Source organism: Actinomadura physcomitrii (genome assembly GCF_008923205.2).
In the GTDB taxonomy this organism is placed as follows: Bacteria; Actinomycetota; Actinomycetes; order Streptosporangiales; family Streptosporangiaceae; genus Spirillospora; species Spirillospora physcomitrii.
Genome location: NZ_WBMS02000004.1, coordinates 19,213 through 37,399, shown reverse-complemented (window position 1 = coordinate 37,399; position 18,187 = coordinate 19,213). Strand labels below are relative to the sequence as shown.

Below are 18,187 nucleotides of genomic sequence, written 5' to 3'. Positions count from 1 at the left end.
GCGGCGTCGCCGCCGTCCCGCCGGGCCGGCGGCCACCGGGGCGCCGGCCCGGCCGGCCGGGCGGTCCCGCCCGGCCGGGGGGGGTATCCGGCGACGCGTCAGCCGGCCCCCGGCAGGCCGCCCCGCCGGATCACCTCCGAGTACCAGCGCGCGCTGTCCTTCGGCGTCCGGCGCTGCGTCGCGTAGTCCACGTGGACCAGCCCGAAGCGCTTGGAGTAGCCCCAGGCCCACTCGAAATTATCCAGCAGCGACCATGTGAAATAGCCCGCCAGCGGGACGCCGTCGGCGATGGCGGCGTGGCACGCGCGCAGGTGCGCGTCGATGTAGGCGATGCGCCCCGCGTCGTGGACCGTGCCATCGCCGTCCGGCACCTCGTCGTAGCCCGCGCCGTTCTCGGTGATGTACAGCGGGACGGCCGGGTACTCGCGGTGCACCCGGGTCAGCACCTCGTGCAGCCCGCCCTCGTCGATCTCCCAGCCCATCCCGGTCGTCGGCCGGCCCGCCGGGACGAACCGGACGTGCTCGCTGCCCACCCACGGCGAGTGCACGGCGAACGGCCCCGACGCCGTCTGCGCCGCCTCCCCGGGGGTCCCCGCGACCGTGTGCCGCGTGTAGTAGTTGATGCCGAGCTGGTCGATCGGCTGGTTGATGACGGCGAGGTCCGCGGCGTCGGGCTCGAACCCGTGCCGGGCCGTGTCGGCGAGGACGTCCTCGGGGTAGCGGCCGAGCAGCAGCGGATCGAGGAACAGCCGGTTCTGCAGGCCGTCGATGCGGCGCGCCGCGTCCACGTCGGCGGGGTCGTCGGTCGCGGGGGAGACCGCGTACAGGTTGACGGCCGCGCCGAACAGCTCGTCCGGGCGGCGGGCCCGCAGCGCCTGCACCGCCAGGCCGTGCGCCAGCATCAGGTGGTGCGCCGCCAGCAGCGACCCGGCCGGGTCGAGGCGGCCCGGCGCGTGGTCCCCCGACGCGTACCCGAGGAACGCCGCGCACCACGGCTCGTTCACCGTCGTCCAGTGCTTCACCCGGTCGCCGACGGCCTCGTGCACGAGCACCGCGTAGTCGGCGAACCGGTACGCGGTCTCCCGCTCGGGCCAGCCGCCCGCGTCCTCCAGCGGCTGCGGCAGGTCCCAGTGGTAGAGCGTCGGCCAGGGCTCGATCCCCGCCTCCAGCAGCTCGTCGACGAGGCGCCGGTAGAAGTCGAGCCCCCGCTCGTTGGCGGCCCCGGCCCCGGCCGGCTGCACCCGGGACCAGGAGACCGAGAACCGGTAGGCGGACAGCCCGAGCTCCCGCATCAGCGCGACGTCCTCGGGGTACCGGTGGTAGTGGTCCACGGCGACGTCCCCTGTGTCGCCGCCGAGGACCTTGCCCGGGGTGCGCGCGAAGGTGTCCCAGACCGACGGGCCGCGGCCGTCCTCGGCGGCGGCCCCCTCGATCTGGTAGGCGGCCGTGGCGGCGCCCCACCGGAACCCGGTGGGGAACCGCGGGCCGGCGTCGCGGGCGCCGGCGTCGTCCTGAACGGCGCTGGATTCCAGAGAGGTCACGCCTTCACTGCACCTTCCATGATTCCGCCGATGATCTGGCGGCCGAACACGATGAACACCACGAGCAGCGGCAGGACCGCCACGGTGGTTCCGGCGAACATGAGCGTGTAGTCGTTGAAGTAGGCGTTCGCCAGGTTGTTGATCGACAGCTGCACCGTGGGGTTCTCGGGGCTGAGCGTCGCCAGCGGCCACATGAAGTCGTTCCAGGACTGCATGAACGTGAACAGGCCGAGGACGCCCGCGGCGGGGCGCAGCGCGGGCAGCACGACGCGCCAGTAGATGCCGAACGTCGTGCAGCCGTCCACGCGGGCCGCCTCGATCAGCTCGTCGGGGACGGCCTGGTCGGCGTACTGCCGCATCATGAACACGCCGAACCCGGTGACGAGGAACGGGACGATCACCGCCTGCAGGTGGTTCTGCCAGCCCAGCTTCACCATGATCATGTAGAGCGGGATGATGCCCATCTGCACCGGGATCATCATCGTCCCGATGATCGTCACCAGCAGCGCGTTCTTGCCGCGGAAGCGCAGCTTGGCGAACGCGAAGCCGGCCAGCGAGGCGAAGAACACGGTGGAGACGGTCACGCACGCCGAGACGATCGCGGAGTTCAGCAGGCCCTTGGCGAAGTAGGCGTCGGGGTTGTCGAACAGCCGGCGCACGTTGGTGCCGCCGTGCCCGCCGGGCAGCAGCGGCGGCGGGACGTCGGCGACGACGTCGTTGGTGCGGGTCGCCACCGCGATCATCCAGTAGATCGGGAAGACCGACAGGGCGAGCGCGACGATCAGGGTGAGGTAGGTCAGCGGGCTGGCGTTCCACAGCCCGCGCAGCCGGCCCGGGCGCTGGTCGCGGGCGTGCCGGGCGTCGCCGGGGCCGGCCAGGAGCGTGGTCACTTGGTGCCTCCCGTGCGCCGCACGAACAGGAAGTTGATCAGCGAGAACAGGATGATCATCAGGAACAGGGCCCACGCGACCGTGGCGCCGTAGCCGTACCGGTCATGGCCGAAGGCGTTGTCGTACATGTACATCGTCAGCGTCTGGAACTGGTGCAGCGGGCCGCCGTCCATCTTGTTGGGCGTCCCCACGCTGAACAGGACCGGCTCGGTGAACAGCTGCAGCCCGCCGATGGTCGCGATGATCGTGGTGAAGATGATCGTCGGGCGCAGCATCGGCACGGTGATCTGCCAGAACTGCCGGATCCGGGACGCGCCGTCGATCGCGGCGGCCTCGTACAGGTCCTTCGGGATCGCCTGCATCGCGGCGAGGTAGATGAGCGCGTTGTAGCCCGTCCAGCGCCAGTCGACCATGGTGGCGATCGCCACCCAGGACCAGCCGCGGCTGGTGCTCCAGGCGATCGGGTCGACGCCCACCAGCCCGAGCGCCCAGTTGATCATGCCCCAGTCGTGGTCGAACATCTCGGTGAACACGATCGCGACGGCGGCGGTCGAGGTGATCAGCGGCGCGACCATGCCGATCCGGAACAGGGTCGGCATCCGCATCCGCCGGTTGAGCGCGTTGGCGATGAACAGCGCGATCAGCAGCTGCGGCACGGTCGACAGCACGAAGATGGCGACCGTATTGACCGTCGCGTGCCAGAAGTCCGCGTCGCTCCACAGGTACTTGTAGTTGTCGAAGCCGACCCACTTGCGGGTGCCCGAGGCGAGCCCCCAGTCGTGCAGCGACACCCACAGCGTGTAGACCAGCGGGAACGCGCCGAAGATCGCGAAGATGAGGTAGAACGGCGAGATGAAGGCGTACGGCGCGCCCTTCACGTCGAGCCGGGTCAGCCGGGACCGCAGGGAGCGGCGGGCCGCCGGAGGAGCCTTCGCCGGGGGGTGTTGGGGGCCGTTCCGGCTGGGGCGCAGTTCGGTGGCCATGGCCTGGCGCCTCCTTTCCGAGGACGGGACTGAGCGGGGGAAGGGAACGGCGGCGGCGCCGTACGGGGAGGTGGGGCACGGCGCCGCCGCCGCGGCGGGAGGCGGCTACCTGGCGGCCTTCTTGGCCGCGTCGACGGCCTTGGACCAGGCCTCGTCCGGCTTGACCTTGCCCTGGCCGACCGAGATCAGCACGTTCTCCACGGCCGCCCGGACGTCCTCGTTCTTCGGGCCGAGGTGGACCGGCTTCACCGCGGCGACGAGGGAACCGAAGATCTTGCCGGCGGGCGCGTCGTTGAAGTACGCGCTGGTGGAGCCGGCGACGGCCGGGTCCTGCTCCGCCTGGGGCGACGACGGGAAGGTGTTGGCGGCCTTGTACGCGCCGATCTGGCCCTGCGGGGAGGTCAGGAACTCGGCGAGCGCGGCGGCCTGCTTCGGGTGCTTGGTCTGCTTGGGGACGGCGAGCCACGAGCCGCCCCAGTAGCCCGAGCCGCCCGGCGTGGTGGCCACGTCCCACTTGCCCTTGCCGGACGCGCCGGAGAACTGCTCGATGCCGCCGAGCATCCAGGACGGGCAGGGCACGGTCGCGAACGTGTCGCGCTTCAGGCCGGTCTGCCACGGCGGCGTGAAGATCGACGTGTCGGCGGTGAGCTTGTTCTGCTCGAACTTCAGCGCGGTGTCGAACGCCTGCTTCACCGCCGGGTTGGTGTCGAAGACGAACTTGTCGTCCTTGTCGAAGAAGCTGTAGCCGGGGCCGGCGCCGGCGTTCTGCAGGACGGTGGCGCGGAAGAGCCCGGTCGGGCCGTCGAGCCACTTGGGGCCGGACACCTTCTGCTGGAACTTCTGCCCGGTCTGCAGGAACGCGTCCCACGTCGGCCAGAGCCTGCCGACCTCGTCGCGCTCGGTGGGCAGGCCGGCCTTCTTGAACAGGTCCTTGCGGTAGCACATGGCGAGGGGGCCCACGTCGGTGCCGAGCCCGACGAGCTGCTTGCCGTCGGGGCTGATGCCCATCTGCCACTTCCAGGGCAGGAACTTGTCCTGCAGGGCCTTGCCGCCGTAGTCGAACAGGTTGAGGAACTTGGTCCGCTGCTGCATGTAGAGCGGGAGGATGCCCTCCTCCAGCATCACCACGTCGCCGGCGCCGCTGCCCGTGGCCATCCACTGCTGGATGCGCGGCTTGTAGGTGTCCAGGTCGGAGACCTTGCGCTGCTTGATGGTCACGCCGGGGTGGGACTGCTCGTACTGCTTGTACAGCTGGTCGTAGCCGACCTCGCCGAACACGTCGACGGTGAGCGTCACCGGCCCCGAGTCCGAGTCCTTCTTGTCGTCCCCGCCGCAGGCGGCCGCGAGACCGCCGGCGAGCAGGACCGCCATCGCCGTACCCAGTCCGCGCCGCATGATGGCCCTCATGGCGGACCCCTCTCAGGTTGTGTCTTCCATTGCGTGGGAGCGCTCCCACGAAGGAAAGACCGTGAGCCGCCTCACTGTCAATCCGCCGCAACACAACCGTTACAACTCGGACAGACCGGCCGGGACCCGGCCGGGACCCGGCTCAGCCCTCCGGTACCGTGGACAGCCGCCGGCCCGCCGGGACCGGCGCCGTGGACCGCCGCACCACCAGTTCCGGACGGAACAGCATCTCCGTCCGGGGCGACCGCGCGCCCCGGATCTCGTCCAGCACCGTGCTCACCGCCGCCATCGACATCTCCCGCACGGCCTGCCGGATCGTCGTCAGCGGCGGGTCGAGGTAGGCGGTCAGCAGCGAGTCGTCCATGCCGGTCACCGACACGTCCTCGGGCACCCGCAGGCCGCGCGCCCGGGCCGCGCGGATCGCGCCGAGCGCCATGATGTCGTTGCCGCCGCAGATCGCCGTGCACCCGGCGTCCAGCAGCTTCGCCGCCGCCGCCTGCCCGCCCTCGACCGTGTACATCGTGTTGACGACCAGCTCGTCGACCTCGGCGGCCGGCAGCCCGGTGTGCGCCGCCATCGCCCGCCGGAACCCCTCGGTCTTGCGCCGCGTCGGCACGTACACGTCCTGCCCGATCGCCAGCCCGATCCGGCGGTGGCCCATTGCGGCCAGATGCGCGACGATCGCCTCCAGCGACGCGACGTCGTCATTGGAGATGAACGGCGCGTCGATGTCGGGCCGGTACCCGTTCACCAGCACGACCGGCAGCGCCTGCTCGATCAGCCGGACGTACCGGGCCCGGTCCGAGCGCGCGTTGGCGTGCAGCCCGTTGACGAAGATGATCCCGGCGACCCCGCGCTCCAGCAGCATCTCGATGTAGTCGTCCTCGGCGATGCCGCCCGGCGCCTGCGAGCACAGCACCGCCATGTACCCGTGCCGGGCCAGCGCGCTCTCGATGACCTCGGCGAACGCCGGGAAGATCGGGTTGGTCAGCTCCGGGATGATCAGCCCGATCAGCCCGGCCCGCCGCTGGCGCAGCCGGGCCGGCCGCTCGTAGCCGAGCACGTCCAGCGCGGTCAGCACCGCCTGGCGGGTGGACGGCGACACGCCCGGCTTGCCGTTCAGGACCCGGCTCACGGTCGCCTCGCTCACCCCGGCGTGCGCGGCGATGTCCGCCAGGCGTGTCGTCATAGGCCTCAAATTATCCCTCTTCACGGCTCTGCCACAGCGCGGTGTCGGGCGGCAGCTCGGCCGTGCCGCCGTCGATGTGGACCGGTCCGCTGGCGAGCAGCGGGCCGCCCTCGGCGGGGACGCGGACGGGGCGGTCGCCCATGTTCACGACGCAGGCGCACGCGCGCCCGGTCGCCGGGTCCTCGCGGACGAACGACAGCGTGCCCTCGGGGCCGTCCAGCCAGCGGAGCGGGCCGTCGCCGAGCGCGGGATGCTCGCGGCGCAGGCGCAGCGCCGCCCGGTACAGCGCGAGCATCGAACCGGGGTCCTCGCTCTGCGCCGCGACGGTCAGGTCGCGCCAGGACGTCGGGATCGGCAGCCACGACGAGCCGCCGGCGCCGAAGCCGAACGGCGGCTCCTCGCCCTCCCACGGCAGCGGCACCCGGCAGCCGTCGCGGCCCTGGCCCTCGCCGCGCAGCCGCTGCGGATCCTGCTGGAACTCCTCCGGCAGGTCGAGCACCTCGGGAAGGCCCAGCTCCTCGCCCTGGTAGACGTACGCCGAGCCGGGCAGCGCGAGCGTCAGCAGCGCCGCCGCGCGGGCGCGCCGCAGGCCGGTGGCGCCGCCGCCGTAGCGGGTCACGTGCCGCTTCACGTCGTGGTTCGACAGCACCCAGGTCGCGGGCGCGCCGACCGCGCCCGCGGTGCGCAGCGACTCCTCGACCACCGCCCGCATCCCGGCCGCGTCCCACGGCGCGGTCAGGTAGTGGAAGTTGAACGCCTGGTGCAGCTCGTCCGGGCGGGTGTAGAGCGCGAGCCGCTCGGGGGTCGGCGCCCACGCCTCCGCCACCGCGATCCGCTGCCCGCCGTAGCCGTCCAGGACGCGGCGCCACTCGCGGTGGATGCCGTGGACCGCGTCCTGGTCGAAGTACGGCAGGACGTCAGTGCCGAGCATCTCGACCTGGTTCGGGTGCCCGACGTCGGGCAGCCCGGGCGCCTTGGCCATGCCGTGCGCGACGTCGACCCGGAACCCGTCCACGCCGAGGTCGAGCCAGAACCGCAGGATGCCGGTGAACTCGGCGCGGACCTCGGGGTTCTCCCAGTCCAGGTCGGGCTGCTCGGCGGCGAACAGGTGCAGGTACCACTGCCCGTCCGGCACCCGCGTCCAGGCGGGGCCGCCGAACACCGACTCCCAGTCGTTGGGCGGCTCGGCACCGCCGGGGCCGCGGCCGTCGCGGAAGACGTAGCGGGCGCGCTCCGGCGAGCCGGGCGCGGCGGCGAGCGCCGCGCGGAACCAGGCGTGCCGGTCGGAGGTGTGGTTCGGCACGACGTCGACGATGATCCGCAGGCCGCGGTCGTGCGCGTCGGTGATCAGGCCGCGGGCGTCGTCGAGCGTGCCGAACAGCGGGTCGACGTCGCGGTAGTCGGCGACGTCGTAGCCGAAGTCGGCCATCGGCGAGACGTAGAACGGGGTCAGCCACAGCGCGTCCACGCCGAGCGAGGCCAGGTACGGCAGCCGGGACCGGATGCCCGGCAGGTCGCCGACGCCGTCCCCGTCCGAGTCGGCGAAGCTGCGCACGTACACCTGGTAGATGACGGCGTCGCGCCACCAGCGGGCGGGTTCCCCGGTGGGAGAGCCCGGCGCGGGGACGGCGAGGGTGTCCTGCGTCATGAACGTCCTTCGGTTCGGGTGCGTGCCGGATGCACGCGACGTGCCGGTCTGTTCAACGTGCCGGTCTATTTGACGCCGCCGGCGGTGAGGCCGGCGACGATGCGGCGCTGGAAGACCAGCACCACGGCGATCAGGGGGACGGTCACGATGACCCCCGCCGCCATCTGGGTGCCGAACGGCTGGTCGAAGCCCGACACGCCGGTGAACTTGGAGATCGCCACGGTGGCGGTCTGCATCTCCTTCTTGTTGACCATGGACAGCGCGATGAGGAACTCGTTCCACGCGGCGATGAACGTCAGGATCGCCGTGGTGAACACCCCGGGCGCAGCCAGCGGAATGATGATCTTGCGGAACGCCTGGCCGCGGGTGCAGCCGTCGACCATCGCGGCCTGCTCCAGCTCGTAGGGCAGCTGCCGGAAGAAGGCGGTGAGCAGCCAGACCGACAGCGGCAGCGCGAACCCCAGGCTGGGCAGGACCATCGCCTGGTAGGTGTTGATCCACTTGATGTCCGTGAACAGCTTCAGCAAGGGCACCAGCTGCGAGATCCCCGGGAACATCGTGGTCGCGACGATCAGCCCGAGCACCGCGTTCTTGAACCGGAAGTCCAGCCGGGCGAGCGCGTACGCGGCGAACGTGCCGATGAGCAGGGTCAGCACGGTGGTGCAGCCCGCGACGACGAGGCTGTTCAGCAGCGCGCGGCCGAAGCCGTTGTCGCCGGAGAACACCGCGTGGAAGTTCTCCCACGACCAGCGCGTCGGGACGATCGAGTTGTCGAACTGGTCCTGCGGCCGCCGGAACGCCGACACGGCCATCCAGTAGAACGGCGCGAGGCAGTACGCGGCCACGACGGCGAGGCCGAGGTAGGACAGCACCCGCTTCGGCAGGGAGCCCGTCATGCGGTCACCTTCTTCCGGCGCCCTTTGACGGGCCGGTTCCTGCGGGTCCGCTTCGAATGCTGCCGCGCCTCGCCGATGATGTCGGCGCCGAGCAGCTTGACGAACAGGTAGGCGATCAGCGCGATGTACAGGAACAGGATCGTCGCGTACGCCGCCGCGGACCCGTACCGCAGGTTGGACGCCTCGAACCAGGCGATCATCGTCAGGGTCTCCACCGACTTCTGGTTCACCCCGATCAGCACGGCGGGCAGGTCGAACATCCGCAGCACGTCCAGCATCCGGAACAGCACCGCGACCAGCAGCGCGGGCCTGACCAGCGGCAGCGTGATCCGCCTGAACCGCTGGAGCGGCCCGGCGCCGTCCACCCGCGCGGCCTCGTGCACCTCGCGCGGGATCATCTGCAGGCCGGCGAGGACGAGCAGCCCGATGAACGGGGAGGTCTTCCAGACCTCGGCGATGACGACGGCGATCTTGGCCTGGAAGCCGTCGGCGGTCCACAGGATCTGGTGCCGCAGCACCGCGTTCGCGGCGCCGTCCGCCTGGAAGATCCATCGCCACAGCAGGCCGGAGATCGCGGTCGGGATCGCCCACGGGACGAGGATGCTCGCCCGCACCAGCCCCCGGCCGCGGAACGCCTGCTGCATGATCAGCGCCATCCCGACGCCGATCACCGTCTCCAGCACGACGGTCGTGACGGTGAAGAACGTCGTGTTGCCGAACGCGTTCCAGAACGCGTCGCCGCGGTCGCCGTGGAAGATCGCGGTGTAGTTGTCCAGGCCCGCGAACCGCTCGCCCTGCACGACGAACCCGTTCGCGTCCAGGCCCTCGCCGCGCGCGTACAGCGACTCGCGGAACCCGGCGAGCACCGGGTAGCCGATGACCAGCGCGAGCACGAGCAGCGTCGGGGACAGCAGCAGCGCCGCGAGCCGCTTCGTGCCCTGCACGTCGCGCCCGCCCGGGCGCGCCGCGCCCGCCGCGGCGGTGTCCGCGGCGGGCGGCGTGCCGTCGTACGTGGTGGTCATGCCGGTCACTGCGCGGTCAGGGGACCGAGCTTGCCCTGCAGGTCGGTCAGCGCCTGGTCGACGGACTTCTTGCCGGTCACCGCGTCGTACACCTCGCCTTGGATCGCGGCGGTGACGTCGCCGTACTTCACCGCGACGGGGCGCGGCTTCGCGTTGGTGATGGCCTGCTTCAGCACCGGAAGGTACGGGAACTTCTTCGTCATCTCCGGGTCGTCGTACAGCGAGGCGAGCGTCGGCGCCTGCGAGGTGGCGAGGAGGTTCGCGCGCTGCGACTGCTCACCGGTCAGGTAGCGGATGAAGTCGAGCGCCGTCGCCTTGTTCTTGGCGAACGCGGAGATCGCGAGGTTGTGGCCGCCGAGGTTGGCGACGCCGGGGCCGTTCGGGCCGGGCAGCTGCGCGACGGCGAACTTCCCCGCGACCTTCGACGAGCCGTCGCTCTTGTCGGCGAGCGCGTACTGGTAGGGCCACTGCCGCTGGAACAGCAGCTTGCCCGACTGGAAGTAGCGGCGGCCGCCCTCGGTGTCGAGGGTGACGGCCTCCTTCGGCATCCGGCCGTCCTTCTTGGCGCCGACCAGGAACTCCAGGCCCTGCTCGGCCTGCGGCGTGTTCAGCGTCGGCTTGCCGTCCGCGCCGACGATGGACCCGCCGGCGCTGCCGATCGCCTCGACCGCGCTGATGGTGATGCTCTCGGTCTTGTTGACCTCGGTGAAGAAGCAGTCGACGCCCTTGCCCTCGGGCAGCTTCTGGACCTTGTCGCAGTCGGACCACATCTCGGCGTAGGTCTTCGGCGGCGCGGAGATCCCGGCCTTGGCGAGCAGGTCCTTGCGGTAGTACAGCATCCCGGCGTCGGACGTGGACGGCACCGCGTACAGGTTGCCGCGGTACTGCCCCGTCGTGACGGTCGCGGGCAGCATCTTCGACAGGTCCACCTTGTCCTTCGGTATTTGCGTCAGCCACCTGTTCGCGGCGAACTCCGCGGTCCACACCACGTCCAGGTTCAGCACCGTGTACGCGTCGGACTTCGTCGTCGCGTTCTGGATCATCTGCTGGCGCTGGTCGTTCGGCTCGTCCGGCAGCTCGATGACCCGGACCGACTCCTTCGGGTGGTCGGCGTTCCAACCGTCCAGCTGCTTCTGCAGGTAGCCGGAGCGGTCCTTGCCGGTGACGAAGGTGATGGGCCCGCGGCCGGTGAGGCTCGCCGTGCTCGCGGCGCCGTCCGAGCCGCCTCCGCCGTCCCCGCCGCACGCGGAGAGCGTGAGCGCGAGGGCGGCGCACACGACGGTTCCGGTGACGAGGGGGCCGGTGACGAGGGGGCCGGTGGTTCTCGGGGCGCCGATCGGGGGGATGCGCCGCATGGGGTCCTCCTTCGCGGGGCGCGGACGTCGCCCCGCAGGTCCGGGATTGGGGTGGCTGGACCGGGACGCTAGCAACGGCTTGCAGCCTCGTAAATAGCTTGCAGAAAGTTTCTGCAAGCTCGTTGCCAGGCTGTAACCCCTTGCAGCGGCCGGCCAAACCCGGTGGCGCGGCGGCGGGCGGCTGCGCCAGGCTTCGTCCGTGACCTCCGAAGATCTCCGGCTCGTCCGCGACCACACCGTGCTGTCGGTCGTGACCGGCTCGCGCGCCTACGGCCTCGCGACCGGCGGCAGCGACACCGACCGGCGCGGCGTGTTCGCCGCGCCGGCCCCGCTGTTCTGGCGATTCACCAAGCCGCCGACCCATCTGGACGGCCCGCTGCCCGAGCAGTTCTCGTGGGAGCTCGAGCGGTTCTGCGAGCTGGCGCTGGCCGCGAACCCGACCGTGCTGGAGTGCCTGTGGTCGCCGATCGTCGAGACGGTCACGCCGGTCGGGGAGGAGCTGCTGGCCGTCCGGGACGCGTTCCTGTCCCGGCACGCGCACCGCACCTTCCTCCGCTACGCCGACGCGCAGTTCCGCAAGCTGCAAGGCGACTTGCGCAACCGCGGCGAGCCGAAGTGGAAGCACGTCATGGCGCGGCGCGCCCTGCACGACCTCGTGGTCCGCGCGCGAATTCGCTGAACCCTCGGGTACCTCCCCTCCGTGCCAGTCGGTGTAACGGCCCGAAGGATCCATTCAGAGCCTGAATGATTCGCGGGCAGATTCATTGCCGGGGACGCGACCGCACGCCGCGCCCGCTGCGTACCGATCGCTGCGGAGCACGGTGATCACGAGCCGAGGAGGGGCAGATGCACGACCAGGGCATCGACAGCGAGGACATCGCGGAGGCGGAGCTGAGAACGCGGCGCGGCACGTTCCGCGCCGTCGCGTTCCGGGACCCGGTCGACGGGAACGAGCACATGGCGCTCGTCCGCGGCGACGTCGCGGGCCGCGCGCGCGTCCTCGTCCGGATGCACTCCGAGTGCATGACCGGCGACATCTTCGGCGCCACCCGCTGCGAGTGCGGCGACCAGTTGGACGCGGCGTTGGACGCGGTCGTCCGGGAGGGCGCCGGCGTCCTGGTCTACCTGCGCGGCCACGAAGGCCGCGGGATCGGGCTGGTGGCCAAGATCCGCACGCACATCCTGCAGGACCAGGGGCTCGACACCGTCGACTCCGCGACCGCGATCGGGCTGCCGGTCGACACCCGCGACTACGGGCCCGCCGCCCGGGTGCTGCGCCACCTCGGCGTCGGGTCGGTGCGGCTGCTGTCCAACAACCCCGCGAAGGTCAGCGCGCTGCGGTCCTACGGCATCGACGTCGCCGCCCGGGTCCCCCTCCTCGTCCCGGTCAGCGACGACAACATCCGCTACCTGACCGCCAAGCGCGACCGCCTCGGCCACGACCTCCCGCAGCTGGACGGCGTGGTGCCCGCGCAGGCCGCCGCGGTCGACGCCGGCGAGGCGTGCCGATGACGCGGCCGATGACGGTGTCGCGCCCCGTGCTCCGGACGGGATGGCGCGGGCCCGTGGTGTGGCGGGCATGGGAGCTGGCCGGCGCGGCGTGCGTCCAGATGGCGGCCGTGGCGCTGCTGCGGCCGGGCGCGGTGGGCCTCGCCGTCGGCATCGGCTACGCGCTCGCCGCGTGGGGCGTCCTCGAGTTCGCGTTCCGGGGGCGGCGCGCGCTGCGGCCCGCCGACCACGTCACGCTGGTGCGGGTCGTGCTCGTCGGATGCGTCGCCGCGCTCGTCGCGGGACGGCTCGTGGACGGCGGGCCGGCCGGGGCGCTGGTCGCGCTCGCCGCCGCCGCGCTCGTCCTGGACGGGGTGGACGGCCAGGTCGCGCGCCGCACCGGGACGACCTCCGCGCTCGGCGCGCGCTTCGACATGGAGGTCGACGCGCTGCTGATCCTGGTGCTGTCGGTGCAGGTCGCGGCGGTCGCCGGGCTGTGGGTGCTGGCGATCGGGACGATGCGGTACGCGTTCGTCGCGGCGTCGTGGGCGCTGCCGTGGCTGCGGGCGCCGCTGCCGCCGAGCTTCGCGCGCAAGGCCGTCGCGGTGGTGCAGGGCGTCGTGCTGACGGCCGCCGCGTCCGGCGCCGTCCCGTACGCGGCGGTGTTCACGGCGGCGGCGCTGGCGCTGCTGGCCTGGTCGTTCGGACGGGACGTGCTGGCGCTGGCGGCCCGGCACCGCCGGGCCCGCCGGGGAAGGGGGGTTCATGGAGCTCGACGCGCGCGCGTTCTGGATCCGGTCGCCCGGTGAGGGGGAGATCCGCCCGGTGGAGCTGCCGGAGCCGGGGCCCGGCGAGGTCGTCGTCCGGACGGTGTTCTCGGGCGTCAGCCGGGGGACCGAGACGCTCGTCTTCCGCGGCGGCGTCCCGGAGAACCAGTACGCGGTGATGCGGGCGCCGTTCCAGGACGGCGCGTTCCCCGGGCCGGTCAAGTACGGGTACCTGAACGTCGGGGTCGTCGAGCACGGCCCGCCGGAGCTGGCCGGGCGGCACGTGTTCTGCCTCTACCCGCACCAGACCCGCTACGTGGTCCCGGCGGGCGCGGTCGTCCCGGTGCCGGACGGCGTCCCGCCCGAGCGGGCCGTCCTCGCCGGGACGGTGGAGACCGCGGTGAACGCGCTGTGGGACGCGGCGCCGCTGGTCGGCGACCGGATCGCGGTCGTCGGCGCGGGCATGGTCGGCTGCTCGGTCGCGGGCGTCCTGGCCGGGCTGCCGGGATGCGACGTCCAGCTCGTCGACGTCGACCCGGCGCGGGCGGGCACGGCGCGCGCGCTCGGCGTCTCGTTCGCGCTGCCCGGCGACGCCGAGGGCGGCCGGGACCTGGTCTTCCACGCCAGCGCGACGGAGGACGGGCTCGCCCGGTCGCTGGAGCTGCTCGCGCCCGAGGGCGAGGTGATCGAGCTGAGCTGGTACGGGGACCGGAAGGTGAGCGTCCCGCTCGGCGAGTTCTTCCACTCGCGCCGGCTCGCCGTCCGCGCCAGCCAGGTCGGCATGGTCGCGCCGGCCCGGCGGTCCCGCCGCGCGTTCGGCGACCGGCTCGCGCTGGCGCTGCGGCTGCTCGCCGCTCCGGCTTTCGACGCGCTGATCACGGGGAACAGCCCCTTCGAGGAGCTTCCCCAGGCCATGGCCCGCTTGGCGAGCGGGGAGACGCCCGCGCTCTGCCACCGGATCGACTATCCGCACGGCTAGCACGAACGCTTTGCTCGCAGGAACCGCACGGCAACAGGGAGGGCACACTTGTTCGGCATCACCGTCCGCGACCACTTCATGGTCGCGCACAGCTTCCGCGGCGAGGTCTTCGGACCGGCACGGCGGCTGCACGGCGCCACCTTCGTCGTGGACGCGACGTTCCGCCGCGCGGAACTCGACGCCGACAACATCGTCGTCGACATCGGGCTCGCCACCCGCGAGCTCGGCGAGGTGCTGCGGGAGCTGAACTACCGCAATCTGGACGACGAACCCGAGTTCGCCGGGGTCAACACGACGACGGAGTACCTCGCGAAGGTCGTCGCCGACCGGCTCGCCGACCGGATCCACGCCGGGGCGATGGGGGAGAGCGCGCGCGGGCTGTCCGGGATCGAGGTGACGCTGCGCGAGTCGCACGTCGCGTGGGCGACTTACGAGCGGGCGCTATGACCTCCGGCGTCGCGTTCGTCGTCCCGGGCGGCATCGACGACCCGGACGTCCCGAGCGGCGGCAACGTCTACGACCGGCGGCTCTGCCGGGGGCTCGCCGCCGCGGGACGGCCCGTCCGGGAGATCACCGCGCCCGGCGGCTGGCCGCGGCCCGGCACCGGGGCCCGCGCGCAGCTCGACCGGTCGTTGGCCGACCTGCCCGACGGCACCACCGTGCTGATGGACGGCCTGGTCGCGTGCGGGGTCCCGGACGTCGTCGTCCCGCACGCGTCCCGGCTGCGGCTCGCCGTGCTCGTCCACATGCCGCTCGTCGACGAGGGCGACGCGCATCTCGACGCCCTCGAACGCGACACGCTGCGCGCCGCCGCCGCGGTCGTCGCGACCAGCCAGTGGGCGATGAAGCGCCTGATCGGGCAGCACGGTCTCGATCCCGCCCGGGTGCACTCCGTGCCGCCCGGCGTGGACCCCGCGCCGCTCGCCGCCGGCACCGACGGGGCGTCCCGGCTGCTGTGCGTGGCGTCCATGACGCCGCGCAAGGGCCACGACGTCCTCGCCGAGGCCCTCGGCCGCGTCGCCGACCTGCCGTGGACGTGCCTCTGCGCCGGGCCCCTCGACCGCGACCCCGGCCACACCGCGTGGGTCCGCGGGCTCATCGACCGGCACGGCCTCGGCGACCGCGTCGACCTCTCCGGGCCCCTCACCGGGCGCGCCCTCGACGCCGCCTACGACGCCGCCGACCTCGCCGTCCTGCCCACCCGCTCGGAGACCTACGGCATGGTCGTCACCGAGGCGCTCGCACGCGGCACCCCCGTCCTGACCAGCGACGTCGACGGCGTCCCCGGCACCCTCGGGCACGCGCCCGGCGGCACCGTCCCCGGCATGCTCGTCCCCCCGGACAACCCCGCCGCACTCGCCGCGGCCCTGCGCCGCTGGCTGCGGGACCCCGGCCTGCGCGACCGGCTGCGGGCCGCCGCCCGGCGGCGCCGCGACACCCTGTCCGGCTGGGACGAGACGTCCCGCCGCATGGCCGCCGTCCTGGACGGACTCGCTGAGGAGACACCATGACCGCTTTCGCCCCGGCCTGGCTGGCGCTGCGCGAGGACGCCGACGCCGCCGCCCGCGCCGGCGAGCTGCTCGCCCCGCTGCGCTCCCGCCTGCCCGCCGGCGAGCCGCTCGTCATCTGGGACCTCGGCTGCGGCACCGGCGCCCTCGGCCGCTGGCTCGCCCCGCGCCTGCCCGGCCCCCAGCACTGGGTGCTGTTCGACGGCGACCCCGCGCTGCTGGAGGAGGCCCGCGCCAACACCTACCGCACCGCCGACGGCACGCCCGCCACCCTCGAGACCCGCGAGGGCGACCTCGCCGACCTGCGCGCCGCCGACCTCGTCGGCGCGTCCCTGGTCACCGCGTCCGCGCTGCTGGACGTCCTCACCGCCGAGCAGGTCGACGGGATCGCCGCCGCCGCGTCCTGCCCCGCGCTGCTCACCCTCACCGTCGCCGGACGCGTCCGGATCGTCCCGCACGACCCGCTCGACGCCGAGATCGGCGCCGCGTTCGACGCCCACCAGCGGCGGGACGGGCTGCTCGGACCGGACGCCGCCGCGGCGGCCGCTACCGCGTTCCGCCGCCGCGGGGCGTCCGTCCAGACCCGCCCCAGCCTGTGGCGGCTCGGCCCGGACCGCGCCGAGCTGGCCGCCGAATGGCTGCGCGGCTGGGTCGGCGCCGCCGTCGAGCAGCGCCCCGACCTCGCCGAACCCGCCGCCGAGTACCTGCGCCGCCGGCTCGCCGACTGCGCCGCCGGCCGCCTCACCGCCGAGATCCACCACATCGACCTGCTCGCACTCCCCGGGGGAACCACGTGAAGCTCCGTCCCTGGCTGCGCGTCGCCGCCGCCCTGGCGATCCTCGCCGGGCTGCTGTGGTGGCACAGCACGTCCGCGTTCGTCGCCGCGCTGAAGGCGGTCGACGGGCCGTCCATCGCGGCGGCGCTGGCCGCCGGCCTGGTCAGCACCGTGTGCGCCGCGGCCCGCTGGCGGCTGATCGCCCGCCGGCTCGGCCTCCCGCTGCCGCTGTCCGGCGCCGTCACCGCCTACTACCGGGCGCTGTTCCTCAACGCGGTGCTGCCCGCCGGCGTCCTCGGCGACGTGCACCGCGCCGTCAGCCACGGCCACCGCGCCGGGGACGTCGGCCGCGGCGTCCGCGCGGTCGTGCTGGAACGCGCCGCGGGGCAGATCGTCCTCGTGCTCGCGTGCCTGGCCGTGCTGCCGGCCCGCCCGTCGCTGCTGGCGGCGCTGACGCCCGCGCTGATCCCGGCCGCGCTGGTGCTGAGCGTCCTGCTCGCGCTGGCCCGCTGGCGGCACCGCGCCGTCGCCGCCGCGCTCGCGGAGGCCCGCGGCGTCCTCGCGGCCTGGCCGGGCATCGCGGCGCTGTCGGCCGCGGCGCTCGCCGGGCACCTCGCCCTGTTCGTCGTCGCCGCGCGCGCCGCCGGCTCGCACGCGCCCGTCACCGAACTGCTGCCGCTGCTGCTGCTGGCGCTGCTGGTCATGGGCCTGCCGATCAACGTCGGCGGCTGGGGACCGCGCGAGGCCGTGACCGCCCTGGCGTTCGGTGCGGCCGGCCTAGGCTCGGCCGAGGGCCTCACCATCTCCGTCGTCTACGGCGTGCTGACCTTCGTGTCCGCGCTGCCGGGCGCCCTCGCCCTGCTGGTCAAGAACGGCGAGGCAGCTCCCGAACGCCTCGGCGAGGCCGGCGAGCGCGTCCCGGCCCTTGCGGGCGGAGGCCAGTGACGGCCGCCCGATGACCCCGGACGCGGTGTAGGCCGCCATCCCGGCCGTCAGCAGGTGGCGCCGGTCGTCGGCGAGGTGGTCGGCGCCCTCGTACCCGGGCCGCACCAGCTCCGGGTGCGCGTGCAGCAGGATCGACGTCTCCAGCTCCCCGGCGTGCATGTCGGAGATGCCGGACGTCGCCATTCCGGCGGCGGCGCGCGCGTCCTCCCATTCGTCCAATCCGGGGAACAGCGCCATGGCGCCGCCCGACTCCTGGACGACGTTCCCGAGCACGTAATTGCCGCCGTGCCCGCTGACCAGCACCAGCTTCGGCACGCCCGCCTTGCGCAGCGACTCCGCCACGTCCCGCACCACCGCGTACAGGGTCGCGGCCGAGATGCTGACCGTCCCGGGCCAGCCCGCGTGCTCGTGCGAGCAGGAGATCGTCACCGGCGGCAGCACCCGCACCGGATACCGCTCGGCGATCGCGTCGGCGACGGTGCACGCGATCACCGTGTCCGTGGCCAGCGGCAGGAACGGCCCGTGCTGCTCGAAACTCCCGACGGGCAGCAGCGCCACCCGGGCGTCGTCCCGTTCCTCCGTGCTCGTGTGCGTCGGCAGCATGCGCCCACCCTGCCACGCCCGCGCCCGGCCCGGGACCGCGGACCCCGCCGGATGACCTGATCGTCGCGACTCGTATTGCTTATCGTCTTTGCCGTACATGATCAGCATGTCCATTATCTGGGCTTCTGGCGGCCGCAGAAGATCTTAGCTTGGGACTACTCCGACGCGGACTTCACGATCGGCGCCCCACG

General features: G+C 73.0%; 17 protein-coding genes and 1 pseudogene. 8 read left to right on the top strand and 10 right to left on the bottom strand.

Annotation, left to right across the window (positions count from 1 at the left end; all coding sequences use genetic code 11):
* Positions 1 to 98 precede the first annotated feature (98 nt).
* The 9 genes from F8568_RS06130 to F8568_RS06090 form a co-directional block, all read right to left on the bottom strand.
* The gene (locus F8568_RS06130; protein ID WP_151592762.1) at positions 99 to 1,532 is read right to left on the bottom strand and encodes a GH1 family beta-glucosidase; all 1,434 of its coding nucleotides are present in this window, start codon (positions 1,530 to 1,532) and stop codon (positions 99 to 101) included.
* A gap of 5 nt (positions 1,533 to 1,537) precedes the next feature.
* On the bottom strand, positions 1,538 to 2,431 hold the full coding sequence (locus tag F8568_RS06125; protein WP_328600743.1) for a carbohydrate ABC transporter permease: 894 nt from the start codon (positions 2,429 to 2,431) through the stop codon (positions 1,538 to 1,540).
* Entirely contained in the window at positions 2,428 to 3,414 is a 987-nt protein-coding gene (locus F8568_RS06120; protein ID WP_151592325.1) for a carbohydrate ABC transporter permease, read from the bottom strand. Before F8568_RS06120 ends, F8568_RS06125 begins: the two co-directional genes overlap by 4 nt.
* Before the next feature lie 105 nt (positions 3,415 to 3,519).
* Positions 3,520 to 4,821 carry an ABC transporter substrate-binding protein gene (locus F8568_RS06115; RefSeq protein WP_151592323.1) on the bottom strand — a complete coding sequence of 434 codons (1,302 nt, stop codon included), beginning with the start codon at positions 4,819 to 4,821 and terminating at the stop codon, positions 3,520 to 3,522.
* Positions 4,822 to 4,963: 142 nt separating this feature from the next.
* Positions 4,964 to 6,010: a LacI family DNA-binding transcriptional regulator gene (locus F8568_RS06110; protein ID WP_151592321.1), complete on the bottom strand. Its 1,047-nt coding sequence runs from the start codon at positions 6,008 to 6,010 to the stop codon at positions 4,964 to 4,966.
* Positions 6,011 to 6,020: 10 nt separating this feature from the next.
* Positions 6,021 to 7,658 carry a glycoside hydrolase family 13 protein gene (locus F8568_RS06105; RefSeq protein WP_151592319.1) on the bottom strand — a complete coding sequence of 546 codons (1,638 nt, stop codon included), beginning with the start codon at positions 7,656 to 7,658 and terminating at the stop codon, positions 6,021 to 6,023.
* A 65-nt stretch (positions 7,659 to 7,723) separates the two neighbouring features.
* Positions 7,724 to 8,554 (bottom strand): carbohydrate ABC transporter permease, encoded by an 831-nt coding sequence (locus tag F8568_RS06100; protein ID WP_151592317.1) that lies wholly within the window; start codon positions 8,552 to 8,554, stop codon positions 7,724 to 7,726.
* Complete coding sequence (locus F8568_RS06095; protein ID WP_151592315.1) at positions 8,551 to 9,576, bottom strand: carbohydrate ABC transporter permease; 1,026 nt, start codon at positions 9,574 to 9,576, stop codon at positions 8,551 to 8,553. Before F8568_RS06095 ends, F8568_RS06100 begins: the two co-directional genes overlap by 4 nt.
* Before the next feature lie 5 nt (positions 9,577 to 9,581).
* Entirely contained in the window at positions 9,582 to 10,931 is a 1,350-nt protein-coding gene (locus tag F8568_RS06090) for an ABC transporter substrate-binding protein (protein WP_151592313.1), read from the bottom strand.
* A 199-nt stretch (positions 10,932 to 11,130) separates the two neighbouring features.
* On the opposite strand from F8568_RS06090, the gene F8568_RS06085 reads away from it, so the two are divergent.
* The 8 genes and pseudogenes from F8568_RS06085 to F8568_RS06050 all read left to right on the top strand — a co-directional run.
* Positions 11,131 to 11,610 carry a nucleotidyltransferase domain-containing protein gene (locus tag F8568_RS06085; RefSeq protein ID WP_151592311.1) on the top strand — a complete coding sequence of 160 codons (480 nt, stop codon included), beginning with the start codon at positions 11,131 to 11,133 and terminating at the stop codon, positions 11,608 to 11,610.
* Positions 11,611 to 11,777: 167 nt separating this feature from the next.
* Entirely contained in the window at positions 11,778 to 12,443 is a 666-nt protein-coding gene (gene ribA / locus F8568_RS06080; RefSeq protein WP_151592309.1) for a GTP cyclohydrolase II, read from the top strand.
* The gene (locus F8568_RS06075; RefSeq protein WP_151592307.1) at positions 12,440 to 13,228 is read left to right on the top strand and encodes a CDP-alcohol phosphatidyltransferase family protein; all 789 of its coding nucleotides are present in this window, start codon (positions 12,440 to 12,442) and stop codon (positions 13,226 to 13,228) included. Before ribA ends, F8568_RS06075 begins: the two co-directional genes overlap by 4 nt.
* Positions 13,185 to 14,165: a zinc-dependent alcohol dehydrogenase gene (locus tag F8568_RS06070; protein WP_151592306.1), complete on the top strand. Its 981-nt coding sequence runs from the start codon at positions 13,185 to 13,187 to the stop codon at positions 14,163 to 14,165. Before F8568_RS06075 ends, F8568_RS06070 begins: the two co-directional genes overlap by 44 nt.
* A gap of 48 nt (positions 14,166 to 14,213) precedes the next feature.
* The gene (locus F8568_RS06065) at positions 14,214 to 14,612 is read left to right on the top strand and encodes a 6-pyruvoyl trahydropterin synthase family protein (RefSeq protein ID WP_151592304.1); all 399 of its coding nucleotides are present in this window, start codon (positions 14,214 to 14,216) and stop codon (positions 14,610 to 14,612) included.
* Positions 14,609 to 15,676 (top strand): glycosyltransferase family 4 protein, encoded by a 1,068-nt coding sequence (locus F8568_RS06060; RefSeq protein ID WP_151592302.1) that lies wholly within the window; start codon positions 14,609 to 14,611, stop codon positions 15,674 to 15,676. Before F8568_RS06065 ends, F8568_RS06060 begins: the two co-directional genes overlap by 4 nt.
* Complete coding sequence (locus tag F8568_RS06055; protein ID WP_160573532.1) at positions 15,673 to 16,470, top strand: class I SAM-dependent methyltransferase; 798 nt, start codon at positions 15,673 to 15,675, stop codon at positions 16,468 to 16,470. Before F8568_RS06060 ends, F8568_RS06055 begins: the two co-directional genes overlap by 4 nt.
* Positions 16,467 to 17,237 (top strand): annotated as a pseudogene (locus F8568_RS06050) (lysylphosphatidylglycerol synthase transmembrane domain-containing protein); the annotation flags it as partial. The gene F8568_RS06055 and the pseudogene F8568_RS06050, both read left to right, overlap by 4 nt.
* Here the strand turns inward: F8568_RS06050 and F8568_RS06045 are convergent.
* Entirely contained in the window at positions 17,226 to 17,996 is a 771-nt protein-coding gene (locus F8568_RS06045; RefSeq protein ID WP_160573531.1) for a creatininase family protein, read from the bottom strand. The pseudogene F8568_RS06050 and the gene F8568_RS06045 overlap by 12 nt on opposite strands.
* Positions 17,997 to 18,187 lie beyond the last annotated feature (191 nt).

Coding starts and splice junctions, on each gene's coding strand:
- F8568_RS06120 (WP_151592325.1), bottom strand. CDS start 3,414: ATGGCCACCGAACTGCGCCCCAGCCGGAACGGCCCCCAACACCCCCCG.
- F8568_RS06115 (WP_151592323.1), bottom strand. CDS start 4,821: ATGAGGGCCATCATGCGGCGCGGACTGGGTACGGCGATGGCGGTCCTG.
- F8568_RS06110 (WP_151592321.1), bottom strand. CDS start 6,010: ATGACGACACGCCTGGCGGACATCGCCGCGCACGCCGGGGTGAGCGAG.
- F8568_RS06105 (WP_151592319.1), bottom strand. CDS start 7,658: ATGACGCAGGACACCCTCGCCGTCCCCGCGCCGGGCTCTCCCACCGGG.
- F8568_RS06100 (WP_151592317.1), bottom strand. CDS start 8,554: ATGACGGGCTCCCTGCCGAAGCGGGTGCTGTCCTACCTCGGCCTCGCC.
- F8568_RS06095 (WP_151592315.1), bottom strand. CDS start 9,576: ATGACCACCACGTACGACGGCACGCCGCCCGCCGCGGACACCGCCGCG.
- F8568_RS06090 (WP_151592313.1), bottom strand. CDS start 10,931: ATGCGGCGCATCCCCCCGATCGGCGCCCCGAGAACCACCGGCCCCCTC.
- ribA (WP_151592309.1), top strand. CDS start 11,778: ATGCACGACCAGGGCATCGACAGCGAGGACATCGCGGAGGCGGAGCTG.
- F8568_RS06075 (WP_151592307.1), top strand. CDS start 12,440: ATGACGCGGCCGATGACGGTGTCGCGCCCCGTGCTCCGGACGGGATGG.
- F8568_RS06070 (WP_151592306.1), top strand. CDS start 13,185: ATGGAGCTCGACGCGCGCGCGTTCTGGATCCGGTCGCCCGGTGAGGGG.
- F8568_RS06060 (WP_151592302.1), top strand. CDS start 14,609: ATGACCTCCGGCGTCGCGTTCGTCGTCCCGGGCGGCATCGACGACCCG.
- F8568_RS06055 (WP_160573532.1), top strand. CDS start 15,673: ATGACCGCTTTCGCCCCGGCCTGGCTGGCGCTGCGCGAGGACGCCGAC.
- F8568_RS06045 (WP_160573531.1), bottom strand. CDS start 17,996: ATGCTGCCGACGCACACGAGCACGGAGGAACGGGACGACGCCCGGGTG.